This is a genomic window from Pseudomonas sp. MTM4 (assembly GCF_019355055.1).
Classification (GTDB): Bacteria; Pseudomonadota; Gammaproteobacteria; order Pseudomonadales; family Pseudomonadaceae; genus Stutzerimonas.
The window spans coordinates 3,028,391-3,044,411 of the sequence record NZ_CP048411.1 but is presented as its reverse complement, the minus strand read 5'-3'; the positions used below and the strand labels follow the sequence as shown (position 1 = coordinate 3,044,411).

The 16,021-nt window shown below is 58.6% G+C and carries 14 protein-coding genes; 8 read left to right on the top strand and 6 right to left on the bottom strand.

Translation table 11 applies throughout. The annotated features are described in order from the left end of the window. Positions 1–50: 50 nt before the first annotated feature. Positions 51–617, bottom strand: coding sequence for a DNA-3-methyladenine glycosylase I (locus GYM54_RS14050; RefSeq protein ID WP_197444791.1), 567 nt, complete (start codon positions 615–617; stop codon positions 51–53). 140 nt (positions 618–757) lie between these two features. Between GYM54_RS14050 and glyQ the strand changes: the two genes are divergently transcribed. Genes glyQ through GYM54_RS14030 form a run of 4 tightly spaced genes read left to right on the top strand, consistent with a single transcriptional unit; the run spans position 758 to position 5,037 of the window. Beyond that, positions 758–1,705 carry a glycine--tRNA ligase subunit alpha gene (glyQ, locus tag GYM54_RS14045; protein ID WP_131649157.1) on the top strand — a complete coding sequence of 316 codons (948 nt, stop codon included), beginning with the start codon at positions 758–760 and terminating at the stop codon, positions 1,703–1,705. Next, on the top strand, positions 1,702–3,756 hold the full coding sequence (gene glyS / locus GYM54_RS14040; protein ID WP_181099147.1) for a glycine--tRNA ligase subunit beta: 2,055 nt from the start codon (positions 1,702–1,704) through the stop codon (positions 3,754–3,756). The genes glyQ and glyS overlap by 4 nt, the downstream gene beginning before the upstream one ends. 4 nt (positions 3,757–3,760) lie before the next feature. Next, a complete protein-coding gene (gene gmhB, locus GYM54_RS14035) occupies positions 3,761–4,300 on the top strand; it encodes a D-glycero-beta-D-manno-heptose 1,7-bisphosphate 7-phosphatase (RefSeq protein ID WP_131649155.1) in 540 nt (179 codons plus the stop codon). Further along, positions 4,300–5,037: a 1-acyl-sn-glycerol-3-phosphate acyltransferase gene (locus tag GYM54_RS14030; protein WP_181099145.1), complete on the top strand. Its 738-nt coding sequence runs from the start codon at positions 4,300–4,302 to the stop codon at positions 5,035–5,037. The genes gmhB and GYM54_RS14030 overlap by 1 nt, the downstream gene beginning before the upstream one ends. Before the next feature lie 82 nt (positions 5,038–5,119). On the opposite strand, the gene ahpF is transcribed toward GYM54_RS14030, so the two are convergent. The 5 genes from ahpF to dnaA all read right to left on the bottom strand — a co-directional run bounded on the left by ahpF (position 5,120) and on the right by dnaA (position 13,018). Further along, the gene (ahpF, locus tag GYM54_RS14025; protein ID WP_219232585.1) at positions 5,120–6,685 is read right to left on the bottom strand and encodes an alkyl hydroperoxide reductase subunit F; all 1,566 of its coding nucleotides are present in this window, start codon (positions 6,683–6,685) and stop codon (positions 5,120–5,122) included. 208 nt (positions 6,686–6,893) lie between these two features. Further along, the gene (gene gyrB / locus GYM54_RS14020) at positions 6,894–9,308 is read right to left on the bottom strand and encodes a DNA topoisomerase (ATP-hydrolyzing) subunit B (protein WP_131649152.1); all 2,415 of its coding nucleotides are present in this window, start codon (positions 9,306–9,308) and stop codon (positions 6,894–6,896) included. Positions 9,309–9,312: 4 nt separating this feature from the next. Then, entirely contained in the window at positions 9,313–10,416 is a 1,104-nt protein-coding gene (gene recF, locus GYM54_RS14015) for a DNA replication/repair protein RecF (RefSeq protein ID WP_197446125.1), read from the bottom strand. 13 nt (positions 10,417–10,429) lie between these two features. Beyond that, the gene (gene dnaN, locus GYM54_RS14010; protein WP_181105463.1) at positions 10,430–11,533 is read right to left on the bottom strand and encodes a DNA polymerase III subunit beta; all 1,104 of its coding nucleotides are present in this window, start codon (positions 11,531–11,533) and stop codon (positions 10,430–10,432) included. 33 nt (positions 11,534–11,566) lie between these two features. Beyond that, positions 11,567–13,018, bottom strand: a complete 1,452-nt coding sequence (gene dnaA / locus GYM54_RS14005; RefSeq protein ID WP_131649149.1) for a chromosomal replication initiator protein DnaA — start codon at positions 13,016–13,018, stop codon at positions 11,567–11,569. A gap of 511 nt (positions 13,019–13,529) precedes the next feature. Between dnaA and rpmH the strand changes: the two genes are divergently transcribed. The 4 genes from rpmH to yidC are packed head-to-tail and all read left to right on the top strand — an operon-like array spanning position 13,530 to position 15,988. Next, complete coding sequence (gene rpmH, locus GYM54_RS14000) at positions 13,530–13,664, top strand: 50S ribosomal protein L34 (protein WP_019340723.1); 135 nt, start codon at positions 13,530–13,532, stop codon at positions 13,662–13,664. A 17-nt stretch (positions 13,665–13,681) separates the two neighbouring features. Then, positions 13,682–14,077, top strand: a complete 396-nt coding sequence (gene rnpA, locus GYM54_RS13995; protein WP_131649148.1) for a ribonuclease P protein component — start codon at positions 13,682–13,684, stop codon at positions 14,075–14,077. Further along, positions 14,070–14,315 (top strand): membrane protein insertion efficiency factor YidD, encoded by a 246-nt coding sequence (gene yidD, locus GYM54_RS13990; protein WP_131649147.1) that lies wholly within the window; start codon positions 14,070–14,072, stop codon positions 14,313–14,315. The genes rnpA and yidD overlap by 8 nt, the downstream gene beginning before the upstream one ends. 2 nt (positions 14,316–14,317) lie before the next feature. Next, positions 14,318–15,988: a membrane protein insertase YidC gene (gene yidC, locus GYM54_RS13985; protein ID WP_181105462.1), complete on the top strand. Its 1,671-nt coding sequence runs from the start codon at positions 14,318–14,320 to the stop codon at positions 15,986–15,988. Positions 15,989–16,021: the final 33 nt, after the last annotated feature.

The following is a 16,021-nucleotide window of genomic DNA, read 5'->3' as shown; positions in this document are numbered from 1 at the left end:
GAAAAATCAAAGCCGCTAGTGTAACTGCTTCCTGTGTTCGGCTACCCGTACTAGGCGCCGACCGAGGTGGCGGCGAGTATCGGGTAGCGCTCGCAATCGCTGGTGTGATCCATGACCATGCCGCAGGCCTGCATATAGGCGTAGCAGATGGTCGGACCGACGAAACTGAAGCCGGCCTTCTTCAGCGCGCGGCTCATGGCCTCGGCTTCAGGCGTCACCGCCGGAACCTCGCTGCGCGACCGGAAATGGTTGACCTTAGGTCGGCCGCCGACGAACGACCATAACCAGCCAACCGGATCTTCCAGTTCCAGCCAGCGCTGGGCATTGCGCCTTGCAGCTTCGAGCTTGCGTCGGTTGCGGATGATGCCCGCGTCGAGCATACGTTCGTCGATTTCGGCGTCGCTCATCTGAGCCAGCCGCTGCGGATCGAAACCGAACAGCACCTGGCGATACCGCTCACGTTTGCGCAAGACCGTGATCCACGACAGCCCGGCCTGAAAGGCTTCGAGGATCAGGAATTCGAACAGAACCTGGGGATCACGGGTCGGCACACCCCATTCGCTGTCGTGATAGTCGATGTACAGCGCGTCATCGGTGCACCAGGCGCAACGCGGCATTTTTCCACTCCTCGAAAGCGGCATGAGCAGAGTGCGGATGTCACCGCAGGCATCCAACCCAAAGGCAAGCGCCACCACGGGTTTGAGCCGTTATCGGGTATACTCCGGGGCTTTCTGTCGAAGCCAGCACAGGTGAAATTTTGACCCAGCCTACGCCTGCCGTGCGCACCTTCCAAGACCTGATCCTCGCCCTACAAAGTTACTGGGCGGAGCAGGGTTGCGTCGTCCTGCAACCCTATGACATGGAAATGGGCGCCGGTACTTTCCACACCGCCACTTTCCTGCGCGCAGTCGGTCCCGAGACCTGGAATGCGGCCTACGTCCAGCCTTCACGCCGCCCGGCCGACGGCCGTTATGGCGAGAACCCCAACCGCCTGCAGCACTACTACCAGTTTCAGGTAGTGCTGAAGCCCAACCCGGACAACATCCAGGACCTGTACCTGGAGTCGCTGCGCCGCATAGGCGTGGATACCTCGGTGCATGACGTGCGCTTCGTCGAGGACAACTGGGAGTCGCCGACACTGGGCGCCTGGGGCTTGGGCTGGGAAGTCTGGCTGAACGGCATGGAAGTCACCCAGTTCACCTACTTCCAGCAGGTCGGTGGCATCGAATGCTACCCGGTGACCGGCGAGATCACCTACGGCTTGGAGCGCCTGGCCATGTACCTGCAGGGCGTCGATTCGGTCTACGACCTGATCTGGACCGACGGGCCGTTCGGCACCGTCACCTATGGCGATGTGTTCCATCAGAACGAGGTGGAGCAATCGACCTACAACTTCGAACACGCCAACGTCGACAAGCTGTTCGAGCTGTTCGATTTCTACGAGTCGGAAGCCAACCGGCTGATCGAGCTGGAGCTGCCACTGCCCACCTACGAAATGGTGTTGAAGGCGTCGCACACCTTCAACCTGCTGGATGCCCGCCGCGCCATCTCAGTGACGGCGCGTCAGCAGTACATCCTTCGTGTACGTGCGCTGGCTCGTGCGGTGGCGCAGAGCTACCTGCAGGCCCGCGCCAAACTCGGCTTCCCCATGGCGGCCCCCGACCTGCGAGATGAAGTACTGGCCAAGCTGGAGGCAGCAGAATGAGCGCACTGGATTTCTTGGTCGAACTCGGCACCGAAGAGCTGCCGCCCAAGGCGTTGGGCAAGTTGTCTGATGCCTTCCGCACTGGTATCGAGAAAGGCTTGAAAGAAGCCGGCCTCAAGCATGGTCGGGTACAGACGTTCGCCGCGCCGCGACGTCTTGCGGTGCTGATCGAGCAGCTCGATACCGAGCAGCCCGATCGCAGCATCAACCTCGATGGTCCGCCCCTGCAGGCCGCCTTCGACGCCGAGGGTGAACCGACCCAGGCCGCGCTGGGCTTCGCCCGCAAGTGTGGTGTCGATCTGGCAGAGATCGACCGCAGCGGTCCGAAACTCCGTTACAGCCGCTCGATCCCCGGCCAGCCGACCGCCGAGCTGTTGCCCAGCATCGTCGAAACCTCGCTGAACGAGCTGCCGATTCCCAAGCGCATGCGCTGGGCCGCGCGCAAGGAAGAGTTCGTCCGGCCAACCCAGTGGCTGGTGATGCTGCTGGGTGATCAGGTCATCGACTGCACCATTCTCGCGCAGCGCGCTGGACGCGAATCGCGCGGCCACCGTTTCCACAATCCGGCGCCGGTGCGTATCACCAAGCCGACCAGCTACCTCGAAGACCTGCGCGGTGCCCATGTGATCGCCGACTTCGCCGAGCGCCGCGAGCTGATCGCTAAGCGCGTCGAGCAGCTGGCAAGCGAGCAGAACGGCACCGCCATCGTGCCGCCGGCCCTGCTCGATGAGGTCGCCGCACTGGTCGAATGGCCGGTTCCGCTGGTGTGCTCCTTCGAGGAACGCTTCCTGGAAGTGCCGCAGGAAGCACTGATCACCACCATGCAGGACAATCAGAAGTACTTCTGCCTGCTGGATGCCAACGGCAAGCTGCTGCCGCGTTTCATCACCGTGGCCAACATCGAATCGAAAGACCCGGCGCAGATCGTCGCCGGGAACGAGAAGGTGGTGCGCCCGCGCCTCACCGACGCCGAATTCTTCTTCAAGCAGGACAAGAAGCAGAAGCTGGAAAGTTTCAACGAACGGTTGAAGAACGTGGTCTTCCAGGCGCAGCTGGGCACTGTTTACGACAAGGCCGTGCGGGTATCGCAGCTCGCCGCTTTCATCGCCGAGCGCACCGACGGCAATCCGCAATGGGCTGCCCGTGCCGGCCTGTTGAGCAAGTGCGACCTGGCTACCGAAATGGTCGGCGAGTTCCCGGAAATGCAGGGCATTGCCGGTTACTACTACGCGCTCAACGATGGCGAGCCGCAGGACGTGGCGCTGGCGTTGAACGAACAGTACATGCCGCGTGGTGCCGGCGCCGAGCTGCCAAGTACCCGTACGGGTGCGATTCTGGCGGTGGCGGACAAGCTGGACACGCTGGTCGGAATCTTCGGCATTGGCATGCTGCCCACCGGCAGCAAGGACCCCTACGCGCTGCGTCGTGCGGCGCTGGGCATCCTCCGCATCCTCATCGAGAAGCAACTGGATCTCGATCTGGTGGAGGCGGTGAATTTCGCCATTGGTCAGTTCGGCAGCCAGGTGAAAGCGGCCGGATTGGCCGATCAGGTACTGGAGTTCATCTTCGATCGCCTGCGTGCCCGTTATGAAGATGAGGGCATCGAAGTCGCTTCCTATCTGTCGGTACGTGCCGTGCAGCCAGGCTCTGCGCTGGATTTCGATCAGCGTGTGCAGGCGGTGCAGGCGTTCCGCACGTTACCGGAAGCAGAAGCGCTGGCAGCGGCCAACAAGCGTGTCTCGAACCTGCTGAGCAAGTTCGAAGCGAAGCTGCCGGAAACCGTCGAGCCACGCTGGTTCGACAATGCCACCGAGTTCTCGCTGTATTCGGCGCTGCAACAGGCCGAACAGGCCGTGCAACCGCTCGCTGCGGCACGCCAGTATCGCGAGGCGCTCGAGCGCCTGGCGCATCTGCGCGGCCCGGTGGACGCCTTCTTCGAGGCGGTACTGGTCAATGCCGAAGACGCTTCGGTACGCGCCAACCGCTATGCCTTGCTCGCCCGGTTGAGAGGACTGTTCCTTGGCGTCGCCGATATTTCCGCACTTGGCTAAGCCGGTGAAACTGATAGTGCTCGACCGCGACGGCGTCATCAACGAGGACTCCGACGCCTATGTGAAGACCCTGGATGAATGGATTCCGATTCCAGGCTCTCTCCAGGCCATCGCCAGCCTGTGCAAGGCGGGCTGGACGGTGGCGGTTGCCACCAACCAGTCCGGTCTGGCGCGAGGCATGTTCGATGCCTCGATGCTCGACGATATGCACTTCAAGATGCAGCAGCTGGTGATGGAGCAGGGCGGACGCATCGACCTGATCATGCATTGCCCGCATGGTCCGGACGATGGCTGTGACTGCCGTAAGCCCCTGCCGGGGCTGTTCCAAAAAATTGCCGAGCATTTCCATTTGTCCGATCTCAAAGGTGTACCGGTGGTCGGTGACAGCCATCGCGATCTGCATGCAGGCATGCTCTTGGGCGGTGCGCCTTACCTGGTCAGGACTGGCAAGGGCATGCGTACTCTGAAAGGCGCACTGCCGCCTGGAACTCAGGTATTCGATGATCTCGCGGCGGTTGCCGAACATCTGCTGAGGGCATCGTGATGAACCTTCTGTTTGCTGCTCGGATTGCGCTGTTCTATTTCCTTCTAGCCTTCACCGCTTTTGCCTGGTGCCTGGTCTGCCTGGTCTGCGCCCCGTTCATGGCATTCCGCGCGCGCTATCGTTTCGTGGTACAGAACTGGTGCCGCTGCGCCGTATGGCTGGGTAAGACGCTGGTCGGCCTGCGCTACGAGGTGCACGGGACGGAAAACATTCCGTCGCGCCCCTGCGTGATTCTGGCCAAGCACCAGAGCACCTGGGAAACCTTCTTCCTGTCGGCATATTTCGAGCCCCTGACCCAGGTGCTCAAGCGTGAGTTGCTGCGTGTGCCGTTCTTTGGCTGGGCGATCATGCTGCTCAAACCCATCGCTATCGATCGCGACAATCCCAAGGCGGCATTGCGTCAGGTGGCCAAGCAAGGTCATGAGCGTCTGGAGCAAGGCGCCTGGGTGCTGATTTTCCCGGAAGGCACGCGCGTACCGGTTGGCGAGCAGGGTAAGTTCTCCCGCAGCGGAGCGGCGCTTGCCGTCAACGCTGGGCTGCCGGTCCTGCCGATCGCACATAACGCCGGCATGTTCTGGCCCAAGGCCGGTTGGGGCAAGATTCCCGGTACCATTCAGGTGGTCATTGGCCCAGCCATGCATGCCGAAAGCGAAGGCCCTCGCGCTGTAGCTGAACTCAATCAGCGCGCTGAAGACTGGATCAATGCGCAGGTCAGACGACTCGAAGGCGGTGCCTGAAAGGCGGAATGCAGCAGGGCAGAGTCCAATGAAAAGGGGGAGCAGACCGAAATCTGCTCCCCCTTTTTCGTGCCCGTCAGGCTCAGTCTTCGACGGAGCTGCGGATCAGGTGGTCGAACGCACTCAGCGAAGCCTTGGCGCCTTCGCCGACGGCGATAACGATCTGCTTGTACGGCACCGTGGTGACGTCGCCCGCCGCGAAAATGCCCGGCAGCGAGGTCTCGCCCCGCGCATCGACGATGATCTCGCCGCGCGAAGTCAGTTCGACGGTGCCCTTCAGCCAATCGGAGTTCGGCAGCAGGCCGATCTGCACGAAGATGCCCTCCAGTTCCAGGTTGTGGAACTCGCTGGAGTTGCGGTCCTTGTAGGTCAGTCCGGTGACCTTCTGGCCGTCGCCGATGACCTCACTGGTCAGCGCGCTGGTGATCACGGTGACGTTGGGCAGGCTGTGCAGCTTCTTCTGCAGCACGGCGTCGGCACGCAACTGGCTGTCGAACTCGATCAGCGTGACGTGAGCGACGATGCCGGCCAGGTCGATGGCCGCTTCGACACCCGAGTTGCCGCCGCCGATCACCGCTACGCGCTTGCCCTTGAACAGCGGGCCGTCGCAGTGCGGGCAGTAGGCGACGCCACGGCCGCGGTATTGCTGCTCACCGGGTACGTTCATTTCACGCCAGCGCGCACCGGTGGCGAGGATCAGTGTCTTAGCCTTGAGCAAGCCGCCGTTTTCCAGCTTGATCTCGTGCAAGCCGCCTTCGGCCGAGGCCGGAATCAATGCCGCAGCGCGCTGCAGGTTCATGATGTCGACGTCGTATTCGCGTACGTGGCTTTCCAGCGCACGGGCCAGTTTTGGGCCTTCGGTCTCGTTGACCGAGATGAAGTTTTCGATGGCCATGGTGTCCAGCACCTGACCGCCAAAGCGCTCGGCCGCCACGCCGGTACGGATACCCTTGCGCGCGGCGTAAATGGCCGCGGCGGCGCCCGCCGGGCCACCGCCAACGACGAGCACGTCGAAGGCGTCCTTGGCGCTGAGCTTCTCGGCATCACGCGCCGAGGCACCGGTGTCGAGCTTGGCGAGGATTTCTTCTTCGCCCATGCGGCCTTGGCCGAACAGTTCACCGTTGAGGTAGATGCTCGGTACGGACATGATCTGCCGGGCTTCGACTTCGCCCTGGAACAGCGCGCCGTCGATGGCGACGTGGCGGATGTTCGGGTTGAGCACGGCCATCAGGTTCAGCGCTTGGACCACGTCGGGGCAGTTCTGGCAGGACAGCGAGAAGTAGGTTTCGAAGGTGTAGTCGCCTTCGATGTTCTTGATCTGCTCGATGACTTCCGGTGCGGTCTTCGACGGATGGCCGCCGACCTGCAGCAGGGCCAGCACCAGAGAGGTGAACTCGTGGCCCATCGGGATGCCGGCGAAACGCAGGCTGATGTTGCCACCGATGCGGTTGAGTGCGAACGACGGACGACGAGCATCATCACCATCGGTGCGCAGTGTGATGTGGTCGCTCAGGCTGGCGATGTCTTCCAGCAGGGCGAGCATTTCTTGGGACTTCTCACCGTCATCGAGGGATGCGACGATCTCGAACGGCTGAGTGACCTTTTCCAGATAGGCTTTCAACTGGGTCTTGAGATTGGTATCCAGCATATGAATTACCTCTTAGTAGTTTCGAAAGTCGACGATTTAAAAGCTTCAATGAGAGAGAGCTTATAGAGCGCAAGGGAATTTCGAAAATTGATTAAAACAAGCAGGACGATGGGTTAAGGCTATCGAAAAGCGGGAATTTTTATGTTCCACGTGAAACAAAAAACCCGGCAAAGCCGGGTTTTTGTAATACGAGACGAGACGGAGCGGATCAAAAATCCAAGTTGGAAACCGCCAACGCATTCGATTCGATGAAGTCTCGACGCGGCTCCACTGCATCCCCCATCAAGGTATTGAAAATCTGATCAGCCGCTATGGCATCTTCGATCGTGACCTTGAGCATCCGCCGAACCGCTGGATCCATGGTGGTTTCCCACAGCTGATCCGGATTCATCTCTCCCAGCCCCTTGTATCGCTGGACGCTGTGCCGACGTGTGCCTTCGGTCATCAGCCATCCCAGCGCTTCCTTGAAGGTGCTGACCTGCTTTCTACGTTCACCGCGCTTAACGTAGGCACCCTCTTCTAGGAGGCTGTTGAGCTTGTCACCCAGTGCAGTGACCGTCTTGTAATCGTTACTACCGAAGAAGTCCCGGTTGAACGTGATATAACTGGCCAGCCCATGGGAAACGATCTCCACTTCCGGCAGCCACAGGTTGCGCTCTTTATCTTCTCGCAGGCTCGCCTTGTAGGTCAGTCCAGACTGCTCGACGCCTTTCAATAACGAGGCATACGATTCCATCCAGGCTTGCATCGCAGCCTGGTCGCCCAGTTGTTCGATCGATACGCGGGGCAAATAAATGAAGTGCTCAGTCAATTCCTGAGGGTAGAGTCGGGACAACCGTTGCAACGTCTTCATCACGGTGCGGTAGTCGTTCACTAGGCGTTCAAGCGCCTCACCCGAAAGGCCAGGTGCATCTTCATTGACGTGCAGGCTTGCATCTTCGAGCGCCGATTGGGTGAGGTATTCATCCATCGCCTCGTCGTCTTTGATGTACTGCTCCTGCTTGCCGCGTTTGACTTTGTAAAGCGGCGGTTGAGCGATGTACACATAGCCACGCTCGATCAGCTCGGGTAGCTGACGGAAGAAGAAGGTGAGCAGCAGCGTACGAATGTGCGAACCGTCAACGTCAGCATCGGTCATGATGATGATGTTGTGATAGCGCAGCTTGTCGATGTTGTACTCTTCGCGACCGATACCGCAGCCAAGGGCGGTGATCAGCGTGCCGACTTCCTGCGATGAAATCATCTTGTCGAATCGGGCTTTCTCAACGTTCAGGATCTTGCCTTTGAGTGGCAGAATGGCCTGGGTCCGGCGGTTGCGTCCTTGTTTGGCAGAACCGCCTGCGGAGTCACCTTCCACTATGTAGAGTTCGGAAAGGGCAGGGTCCTTTTCCTGGCAGTCGGCGAGTTTGCCGGGTAGGCCGGCAATATCGAGAGCTCCCTTGCGCCGGGTCATTTCGCGGGCTTTTCGCGCCGCCTCACGAGCTCGTGCAGCATCGATCATCTTGCCAACGACCGCTTTCGCTTCATTGGGGTGCTCAAGCAGGAAATCCGCAAAATGCTTGCCCATCTCCTGTTCTACGGCTGTTTTGACTTCGGACGAGACAAGCTTGTCCTTGGTCTGCGAGCTGAACTTTGGATCCGGAACCTTCACCGAAATGATTGCAGTCAAACCTTCACGGGCGTCGTCACCGGTGGTCGCCACCTTGTGCTTTTTCGCCAGACCTTCCTGCTCGATGTAATTGTTAAGGTTGCGCGTCAATGCCGATCTGAAACCGGCCAGATGCGTACCGCCATCGCGCTGAGGAATGTTGTTAGTGAAGCAGAGCAGATTCTCGTTGAAGCTGTCGTTCCACTGCAGCGCTACCTCGACACCAACCCCATCGTCACGCTGGACGTTGAAGTGAAACACCTCGTTGACCGGCGTCTTGTTGGTGTTGAGGTAGGCGACGAATGCACTCAAACCGCCCTCGTACTTGAACAGCTCTTCCTTGGCGTTGCGCTCGTCGCGCAGCACGATACCCACACCGGAGTTGAGGAACGAGAGCTCGCGTAACCGCTTTGCCAGGATATCCCAGCTGAAGTGGATGTTCTGAAAGGTTTCCGATGATGGTTTGAAATGGATCTGGGTGCCTGAATCCTCGGTTTCACCAACGGCTGCCAGCGGTGCCTGTGGCACACCATGGCAGTAAATCTGTTCCCAGACTTTGCCTTCCCGACGGATTGTCAGCACAAGCTCTTCGGACAGGGCGTTCACCACCGACACACCGACACCGTGGAGGCCACCGGAAACCTTGTAAGAGTTGTCATCGAACTTACCGCCGGCGTGGAGCACGGTCATGATGACTTCGGCTGCCGACACGCCTTCTTCGTGAATATCCACCGGAATACCACGGCCGTTGTCGCGAACGGTAATGGACTCGTCGACATGGATGGTGATCGATATGTCGCTGCAGTGTCCGGCTAGCGCCTCGTCGATCGAGTTATCGACTACTTCGAAGACCATATGATGCAGGCCGGTGCCATCGTCCGTGTCGCCAATGTACATGCCGGGACGTTTGCGTACGGCATCGAGGCCCTTGAGAACCTTGATGCTGGACGAATCGTACGTGTGATTTTCGCTCATGCCTTCACTCCCGAGGGGCCGTGGACTGGGTTATCGCACCATGTTCCACGTGAAACAATGAGACTGGGGTATCGTCACGCCAGCCTTCTCGCAATACATTCGAATCGACGCAGGTGATGAATACCTGGCAATTCAGTTGTTCAAGCAGCCGGCATAGTGCCAGCCGATGTTGGCCATCCAGCTCGGACGGCAGGTCATCAACCAGATAAATACACTGGCCTCGCTTGGCCTCGCTCACCAAGTGCCCCTGGGCAATCCGTAGGGCACAAACAACCAGCTTCTGCTGGCCTCGCGAGAGAATCTCCGCCGCGTTGTGACCTGCTATCCGCAAGCGGAGATCGGCTCGCTGCGGCCCCGCTTGGGTGTGCCCCATCATCCGGTCGCGATCGATCGACGCCGCTAGCACCTCGGCCAAAGAACGTTCTTTGTCCCAACCGCGGTAATAACTCAATTGAAAGCCTTCGAGCTCAAGAAGAGACACCAGCGTTTGCTCGAATACTGGCTTCAACGCCTGGATATAAGCTCGCCTGTACGCGTCTAATTCGTCGCTCGCCACGCTCAGTTCTTGGCTCCAGGCGGCCTGCGAAGCGGCGTCCAGTGTACCATGCCGCAGCCAGGAGTTTCGTTGCCGCAGCGCCTGCTGGAGACGTTGCCAGGCCCTGAGAAAACGTGGTTCCACGTGGAACACGCCCCAATCAAGATACTGTCGGCGGAGCTTGGGGGCGCCTTCCAGAAGCCGGAAACTGTCTGGATTGATCAGCTGCAGCGGCAGGGTTTCGGCAAGCTCAGCCGCACTACGCGCGCTCTGGCCGTTGATGCGAATTCGAAATTCACCAGAGCGTTCTCTGGCGATACCCAGCGCATTGGACTGGCCCTCACCCAGCTCAACCTGGCCAAACACCGTACAACTGACGTGCTCGTGGCTAATCACCGGGTTCAGCCGCGTGCTGCGAAACGAACGGGCCATTCCAAGCAGATGAATGGCCTCAAGAAAGCTGGTCTTCCCGCTGCCGTTGTCGCCGTGAAGGATGTTGATCCGAGGGGAGGGGATGAGCGTCACCGGCTGCAGGTTGCGAACGCCGGTGACAGATATACGGCTGAGGGACATTCAGAATCGAGCGTTACAGACGCATTGGCATTACGACATAGGCTGAATCGTCGTTGTCGTATTCCTGAACCAGCGCACTGCTGTTGGCATCAGAAAGAATCAGACGAACCTGATCAGTGGTCATGACGCCCAGCACGTCGAGCAGATAGCTGACGTTGAAACCGATCTCCAACGATCCGCCGGTGTAGTCGACCGCAACTTCTTCTTCCGCCTCTTCCTGTTCCGGGTTGTTAGCCTGGATCTTCAACAGCCCACTTTCGAGCTGCAGGCGGATACCTCGATATTTCTCGTTGGAGAGAATGGCCGTGCGGCTGAATGCCTCGCGCAACGTCTGGCGCTCGCCGACGACCAGCTTGTCACCGCCACGGGGCAGCACGCGCTCATAGTCGGGAAACTTCCCATCCACCAATTTGGAAGTGAAGGTGAACTCATTGGTCGTTGCACGGATGTGGTGCTGACCAAGCACGATGCTGACGTCGCCGTCCTGATCGGACAGCAAACGCGCTAGTTCGAGAATCCCTTTGCGCGGCACGATGACTTGGTGACGATCCGGTTGCTCAATACCGGCCTGCATGGAACACATCGCTAACCGATGCCCATCGGTCGCGACCGCACGCAGCATTCCGCTGGAAACCTCGATCAGCATACCGTTCAGGTAGTAGCGCACGTCCTGCTGTGCCATGGCAAAGCTGCTGCGCTCGATCAGGCGACGCATCTTGCCCTGGTTAACGCTGAAACTAAGCGAGCCTGGCCCTTCCTCGACGGTAGGGAAATCGTTGGCCGGCAGGGTCGACAGGGAAAAACGGCTACGCCCCGACTTGATCACGACTTTCTGATCATCCAGACGTATATCGATCAGCGCATCGGGCTGCAGGCTCTTGCAGATATCCATCAGCTTGCGCGCCGGTACCGTTATCTCACCGGGCTCTGCAGCATCCTCTAACGCCACGCGGCCGACCAGTTCGACTTCGAGATCGGTACCGGTAAGGGATAACTGATGATCCTGAACCACCAGCAACACGTTGGACAAAACGGGCAAGGTCTGGCGTCGCTCGACGACGCCAGCCACCAACTGCAGAGGTTTCAACAGGGCTTCGCGCTGAATAGTGAAATGCATGGTCTGGTCCCTTGCCTATTAATTGGCCGCAGTTCAGGTTGTCAAAGTACGCAGCAGATTTTTGTAATCTTCGCGAATATCAGCATCCAATTCGCGAAGTTCAGCAATTTTACGACAGGCATGAAGCACGGTCGTGTGATCGCGCCCACCAAACGCATCGCCGATTTCCGGCAGGCTGTGGTTGGTGAGCTCTTTGGACAAAGCCATCGCGACCTGACGCGGTCTCGCCACTGAGCGAGAACGTCGCTTCGACAGCAGATCGGAGATTTTTATCTTGTAGTACTCAGCGACAGTGCGCTGAATATTATCCACGCTGACCAACTTGTCCTGTAGAGCAAGCAAGTCCTTCAAGGACTCTCGAATGAGCTCGATGGTGATATCGCGGCCCATGAAATGAGCGTGAGCGATGACGCGCTTCAGTGCGCCTTCCAGCTCACGCACATTCGAGCGGATCCGCTGCGCGATGAAGAACGCAGCATCATGTGGCAGATCCACATTGGCCTGATCAGCCTTCTTCATCAGGATCGCCACCCGCGTCTCGAGCTCCGGCGGCTCGACAGCAACCGTCAGGCCCCAGCCGAAACGGGACTTGAGTCTTTCTTCAAGTCCGTCGATTTCCTTCGGGTAGCGGTCACTGGTGAGAATCACTTGTTGCCCACCCTCCAGTAACGCATTGAAGGTATGAAAGAACTCTTCCTGGGAGCGCTCTTTCTTGGCGAAGAACTGAATGTCGTCGATCAGCAGCGCGTCCACCGAGCGATAGAAGCGCTTGAATTCATTGATGGCATTGAGCTGCAGCGCCTTGACCATGTCGGCGACGAAACGCTCCGAATGAAGATAGACAACCTTGGCGTTGGGATTTTTCTTCAACAGGTGGTTGCCCACCGCGTGCATCAAGTGAGTTTTACCGAGGCCCACCCCACCATAGAGAAACAGCGGGTTGTAGCCATGCTTGGGATTGTCGGCAACTTGCCATGCAGCAGCGCGGGCCAGCTGGTTGGACTTGCCCTCGACGAAATTTTCGAAGGTAAAGGTCCGGTTGAGATAACTGGTGTGCTTGAGTCCACCTTCGACCTGGACGTTACGCTCCGCACGCGCAGGCGCAGCTGCTGGTGGCGGAGCAGATAGAGGTGCAACGGCAGCGGGTTCCGAAGGTGCCGCTTGCGAGGGAACGGCAGAAACGGTGGCCTGCTGTTGAGCGCGGGCCATCGACGCAGAAGGGAGCGCGGCGGCGGCTGTACGTTTGCTCCCTATCAATAGAGACAACGAAGGTGCCGGACCGGTAGCGCGTTCCGATAGCAACTCAAGCAAACGGGAAAGATACTTTTCGTTGACCCAATCAAGAACGAATCGATTAGGTGCGTATACGCGCAGTTCGTCCCCCTCGGCCTCGACTTGAAGCGGACGGATCCACGTGTTGAATTGCTGGGCCGGCAGCTCATCTCTCAAGAGGTCAACGCACTGCTGCCAAAGTTCCACCGACACGGAATCTCCTAGACGCTGTCGAGCTTCAAACGGCAACCATTGTAGCCATGGCCAGCCCTGTTATCCACAGTCAGCATCTCTATTGAGGCGAAGTCAGGCATAAAAATAGCCGGTAACATTCTCAGTACAGGGCCTAAGAGCTGTTGATAACCCTCCGTTAGGGCTCCGGATAAGCCTGTGCAAAGCTCGGTGAAGAACTGTCCTGTTGATAACCTGAAAAAATACCCACAGGAAATTAAATACGTTCCCACCGCGAACGCACCGTTTACGAAGAGAGTTTAGAAACGTCTGATGCGGCGGCTGTCCTGGGCTGTAGAGGGTTATCCACAGAAAAGGTACGCACCATTTATAAGCTCTGTAGTAAGAAAAGCTTTAATTTCTTTTTATCTATATTTATTTGCCTTCGACGGCGCTGGTTGGAAATTGACCTCGCCGCGCGGCTTCTCTACAATCGCCGGTCTCTTAAAAGGGGGCCATTCCGGCCCGCAACGGATCACCAGGTAAACGCATCATGAAACGCACTTTCCAACCCAGCACCCTCAAGCGCGCTCGCACTCACGGTTTCCGTGCTCGTATGGCCACCAAGAACGGCCGTGCCGTCCTGTCGCGCCGTCGCGCCAAAGGTCGTAAGCGCCTGGCAGTCTGAACACGTCGGAACAGGTAGTGAGTCGAGACTTCGCTCGGGAAAAGCGATTGCTGACCCCGCGTCAGTTCAAAACAGTCTTCGACTCCCCTTCCGGCAAGTTACCGGGCAGGAACGTCCTGCTCCTGGTGCGCGAAAACGAACTGCCACACCCCCGAATCGGGCTGGTGATCGGCAAGAAGAGCGTCAAGCTCGCGGTTGAACGCAATCGCATCAAGCGGCAACTGCGTGAGACCTTTCGTCTCCACCAGATGGAACTGACGGGGTGGGACATCGTGGTTATCGCTCGCAAGGGATTGGCTGATCTGGATAATCCCGAACTGGCACGGCAATTCGCCAAACTCTGGAGGCGGTTGTCCCGCACACCCTCCCAGACCGCCGGCAGTCCGGAACAGAGCAAGTCCGCTCATGCGTAAACTGGCCTTGATTCCGATTCGGATCTACCGGTACGCCATCAGCCCCATGATGGCGAGCCATTGTCGTTTCTACCCAAGTTGCTCCTGCTACGCACAAGAGGCCATCGAGAATCATGGCCTGCTGCGCGGTGGCTGGCTGAGCCTGTGCAGGCTTGGCCGTTGCCATCCATGGAATCCGGGCGGCTATGATCCCGTGCCTTCCAACAACACCTCCAATTCATCTTCGATGACCGAGTAACCATGGATATCAAACGCTCGATCCTGCTTGTCGCATTGGCAGTCGTTGCCTACCTGATGGTTCTTCAGTGGAATCAGGACTATGGTCAGGCTGCTCTGCCTGCAGAGACACATCAGGAACAATCTTCGGCCACTCAGCTACCCGAGACGCCAACCACCGTTACTGCTGAAGGTTCGCAGGGTGACATTCCTGCTGTGGCTGGCGAGCAGTCGGCCAGCGCGCTTCCTGAGACTCAGGCCAGTTCTCAGCTCATCCGTGTGCGTACCGATGTCCTCGATGTCGCGATCGATCCACGTGGCGGTGACATCGTCGACCTGCGCTTGCCAGAGTTTCCTCGCCGCCAGGATCGACCGGACGTTCCTTTCCAGCTTTTCGAGCGTAGCGCCGAGCGGACGTACGAAGCTCAGAGCGGGCTGATTGGCGATGGTCCAGACAAAGCCAGCGGCCGCCCGCTGTATAGCAGCGAGCAACAGAACTATCAGCTCGCCGAAGGGCAGGATCAGCTCGTCGTCGACCTGAAGTACAGCGAAGATGGTGTCAACTACACCAAGCGTTTCACCTTCGATCGTGGCGATTACGATCTGGGCGTGCGTTACCTGATCGACAACCAGAGCCAGAAGGCCTGGACTGGTTACATGTTTGGTCAGCTCAAGCGCGACGACAGTGGCGATCCCTCTTCGAGCACGGCAACCGGCACGGCAACCTATCTAGGCGCGGCACTGTGGACCAAGGACGAGCCCTATACCAAAGTGTCTATGGGCGACATGGACGACCAGAACCTGAAGAGAACCGTCGACGGCGGCTGGATCGCCTGGTTGCAGCACTATTTCGTGACCGCCTGGATTCCTGCGCCCGATCAGACCAACCAGGTACAGACGCGCAAGGATAGCCAAGGCAACTACATCATCGGTTTCACCGGTCCCGCAATTGCGGTGGCTCCCGGTAGCCAGGGTGAAGCAGCCGCGACTCTCTATGCCGGTCCCAAGAGTCAGGAAAAGCTCGAGGAACTTTCCCCCGGCCTGCGTTTGACCGTCGACTACGGCATCCTCTGGTTCATCGCCCAACCGATCTTCTGGCTGCTGGAAAACATTCACGCACTACTGGGTAACTGGGGCTGGTCGATTATCGTACTGACCATCGTCATCAAGCTCGCGTTCTTCCCGCTGTCGGCCGCCAGCTATAGGTCGATGGCGCGCATGCGTGCGGTGTCGCCGAAGATGCAGGCACTCAAGGAACAGTTCGGCGATGACCGCCAGAAGATGTCCCAGGCGATGATGGAGCTGTACAAAAAAGAGAAGATCAATCCGCTGGGCGGCTGTCTGCCGATCCTGGTGCAGATGCCGGTTTTCCTTGCGCTCTATTGGGTTCTTCTTGAAAGCGTCGAGATGCGCCAGGCGCCCTGGATGTTCTGGATCACCGACCTGTCGATCAAGGATCCTTTCTTCATCCTGCCGATCATCATGGGCGTGACCATGTTCATCCAGCAGCAGCTGAACCCCACACCGCCGGATCCGATGCAAGCCAAGGTGATGAAACTGTTGCCTGTCATCTTCACCTTCTTCTTCCTGTGGTTCCCGGCAGGTCTGGTGCTGTACTGGGTCGTCAACAACGTCTTGTCGATCGCGCAGCAGTGGTACATTACCCGCAAGATAGAGAGACAGGCCGCAGCCTGATCTACTGAACCAACAGAACGCCCCTTGATTGGG

Excerpts from the sequence above, each read along its gene's own strand:
- GYM54_RS14050 (WP_197444791.1), bottom strand. The coding sequence starts at position 617 with ATGCCGCGTTGCGCCTGGTGCACCGATGACGCGCTGTACATCGACTAT.
- glyS (WP_181099147.1), top strand. The coding sequence starts at position 1,702 with ATGAGCGCACTGGATTTCTTGGTCGAACTCGGCACCGAAGAGCTGCCG.
- GYM54_RS14030 (WP_181099145.1), top strand. The coding sequence starts at position 4,300 with ATGAACCTTCTGTTTGCTGCTCGGATTGCGCTGTTCTATTTCCTTCTA.
- ahpF (WP_219232585.1), bottom strand. The coding sequence starts at position 6,685 with ATGCTGGATACCAATCTCAAGACCCAGTTGAAAGCCTATCTGGAAAAG.
- gyrB (WP_131649152.1), bottom strand. The coding sequence starts at position 9,308 with ATGAGCGAAAATCACACGTACGATTCGTCCAGCATCAAGGTTCTCAAG.
- recF (WP_197446125.1), bottom strand. The coding sequence starts at position 10,416 with ATGTCCCTCAGCCGTATATCTGTCACCGGCGTTCGCAACCTGCAGCCG.
- dnaN (WP_181105463.1), bottom strand. The coding sequence starts at position 11,533 with ATGCATTTCACTATTCAGCGCGAAGCCCTGTTGAAACCTCTGCAGTTG.
- rpmH (WP_019340723.1), top strand. The coding sequence starts at position 13,530 with ATGAAACGCACTTTCCAACCCAGCACCCTCAAGCGCGCTCGCACTCAC.
- yidD (WP_131649147.1), top strand. The coding sequence starts at position 14,070 with ATGCGTAAACTGGCCTTGATTCCGATTCGGATCTACCGGTACGCCATC.
- yidC (WP_181105462.1), top strand. The coding sequence starts at position 14,318 with ATGGATATCAAACGCTCGATCCTGCTTGTCGCATTGGCAGTCGTTGCC.